Source organism: Pseudomonas sp. GW821-FHT07F05 (genome assembly GCF_059418765.1).
This window is the reverse complement of sequence record NZ_JBWKQL010000029.1, coordinates 1-2,744: the sequence shown is the minus strand read 5'-3', so window position 1 is coordinate 2,744 and position 2,744 is coordinate 1. Positions and strand designations below refer to the sequence as shown.

Genomic DNA, 2,744 nt, shown 5'->3' with positions numbered 1-2,744 from the left:
AAGAGACGCTGTAGAATGCGCGCCTCGGTTGAGACGAAAGATCTTAACCACCCGCTCTTTAACAACTGAATCAAGCAATTCGTGTGGGTGCTTGTGCTGTAAGACTGAAGTCGCAAGATTATCAGCATCGCAAGTTACTCCACGAGAAATCATGGTTTAACCAACGATTGCTGAGCCAAGTTTATAAGGTTTTCTCAAAACCTAATTGCAGTATTGAACTGAAGAGTTTGATCATGGCTCAGATTGAACGCTGGCGGCAGGCCTAACACATGCAAGTCGAGCGGATGAAGAGAGCTTGCTCTCTGATTCAGCGGCGGACGGGTGAGTAATGCCTAGGAATCTGCCTGGTAGTGGGGGACAACGTCTCGAAAGGGACGCTAATACCGCATACGTCCTACGGGAGAAAGCAGGGGACCTTCGGGCCTTGCGCTATCAGATGAGCCTAGGTCGGATTAGCTAGTTGGTGAGGTAATGGCTCACCAAGGCGACGATCCGTAACTGGTCTGAGAGGATGATCAGTCACACTGGAACTGAGACACGGTCCAGACTCCTACGGGAGGCAGCAGTGGGGAATATTGGACAATGGGCGAAAGCCTGATCCAGCCATGCCGCGTGTGTGAAGAAGGTCTTCGGATTGTAAAGCACTTTAAGTTGGGAGGAAGGGCAGTAAGCGAATACCTTGCTGTTTTGACGTTACCGACAGAATAAGCACCGGCTAACTCTGTGCCAGCAGCCGCGGTAATACAGAGGGTGCAAGCGTTAATCGGAATTACTGGGCGTAAAGCGCGCGTAGGTGGTTTGTTAAGTTGAATGTGAAATCCCCGGGCTCAACCTGGGAACTGCATCCAAAACTGGCAAGCTAGAGTAGGGCAGAGGGTGGTGGAATTTCCTGTGTAGCGGTGAAATGCGTAGATATAGGAAGGAACACCAGTGGCGAAGGCGACCACCTGGGCTCATACTGACACTGAGGTGCGAAAGCGTGGGGAGCAAACAGGATTAGATACCCTGGTAGTCCACGCCGTAAACGATGTCAACTAGCCGTTGGAAGCCTTGAGCTTTTAGTGGCGCAGCTAACGCATTAAGTTGACCGCCTGGGGAGTACGGCCGCAAGGTTAAAACTCAAATGAATTGACGGGGGCCCGCACAAGCGGTGGAGCATGTGGTTTAATTCGAAGCAACGCGAAGAACCTTACCAGGCCTTGACATCCAATGAACTTTCCAGAGATGGATTGGTGCCTTCGGGAACATTGAGACAGGTGCTGCATGGCTGTCGTCAGCTCGTGTCGTGAGATGTTGGGTTAAGTCCCGTAACGAGCGCAACCCTTGTCCTTAGTTACCAGCACGTTATGGTGGGCACTCTAAGGAGACTGCCGGTGACAAACCGGAGGAAGGTGGGGATGACGTCAAGTCATCATGGCCCTTACGGCCTGGGCTACACACGTGCTACAATGGTCGGTACAGAGGGTTGCCAAGCCGCGAGGTGGAGCTAATCCCAGAAAACCGATCGTAGTCCGGATCGCAGTCTGCAACTCGACTGCGTGAAGTCGGAATCGCTAGTAATCGCGAATCAGAATGTCGCGGTGAATACGTTCCCGGGCCTTGTACACACCGCCCGTCACACCATGGGAGTGGGTTGCACCAGAAGTAGCTAGTCTAACCTTCGGGAGGACGGTTACCACGGTGTGATTCATGACTGGGGTGAAGTCGTAACAAGGTAGCCGTAGGGGAACCTGCGGCTGGATCACCTCCTTAATCGAAGACTCAGCTTCTTCACAAGTTCCCACACGAATTGCTTGATTCATTGAAGAAGACGATAGAAGCAGCTTTAAGCTCCAAGCTGATAGCTCACGCTAACAGTTACAAGCTCGAAATTGGGTCTGTAGCTCAGTTGGTTAGAGCGCACCCCTGATAAGGGTGAGGTCGGCAGTTCGAATCTGCCCAGACCCACCAATTTTGTTATGGGGCCATAGCTCAGCTGGGAGAGCGCCTGCCTTGCACGCAGGAGGTCAACGGTTCGATCCCGTTTGGCTCCACCATAACTGCTTCTGCCTTGTGAAAGCTTAGAAATGAGCGCTCCATCCGCCGGATGATGAGTGTTGATTTCTAGTCTTTTGATTAGATCGTTCTTTAAAAATTTGGGTATGTGATTGAAATATAGACTGGGCACCTCTTTCACTGGTGCGTGTCCAGGCTAAGGTAAAGTTTGTGAAATGCAAACTTTCGGCGAATGTCGTCTTCACAGTATAACCAGATTGCTTGGGGTTATATGGTCAAGTGAAGAAGCGCATACGGTGGATGCCTTGGCAGTCAGAGGCGATGAAAGACGTGGTAGCCTGCGAAAAGCTTCGGGGAGTCGGCAAACAGACTGTGATCCGGAGATGTCTGAATGGGGGAACCCAGCTGTCATAAGACAGTTACCTTACACTGAATACATAGGTGTATGGAGCGAACCAGGGGAACTGAAACATCTAAGTACCCTGAGGAAAAGAAATCAACCGAGATTCCCTTAGTAGTGGCGAGCGAACGGGGACCAGCCCTTAAGTTGATTTGAGATTAGCGGAACGCTCTGGAAAGTGCGGCCATAGTGGGTGATAGCCCTGTACGCGAAAATCTCTTGTCAATGAAATCGAGTAGGACGGGGCACGAGAAACCTTGTCTGAACATGGGGGGACCATCCTCCAAGGCTAAATACTACTGACTGACCGATAGTGAACCAGTACCGTGAGGGAAAGGCGAAAAGAACC

General features: G+C 51.2%; 2 tRNA genes and 2 rRNA genes. All 4 read left to right on the top strand.

What is annotated here, in order from left to right:
* Nucleotides 1–215 precede the first annotated feature (215 nt).
* A 16S ribosomal RNA gene (locus AC07RO_RS27035) occupies nt 216–1,752 on the top strand.
* Nucleotides 1,753–1,873: 121 nt separating this feature from the next.
* Nucleotides 1,874–1,950, top strand: a tRNA-Ile gene (locus AC07RO_RS27030).
* A 10-nt stretch (nt 1,951–1,960) separates the two neighbouring features.
* Nucleotides 1,961–2,036: transfer RNA gene (locus tag AC07RO_RS27025), tRNA-Ala, on the top strand.
* Between the two features lie 232 nt (nt 2,037–2,268).
* A 23S ribosomal RNA gene (locus AC07RO_RS27020) occupies nt 2,269–2,744 on the top strand; the annotation flags it as partial.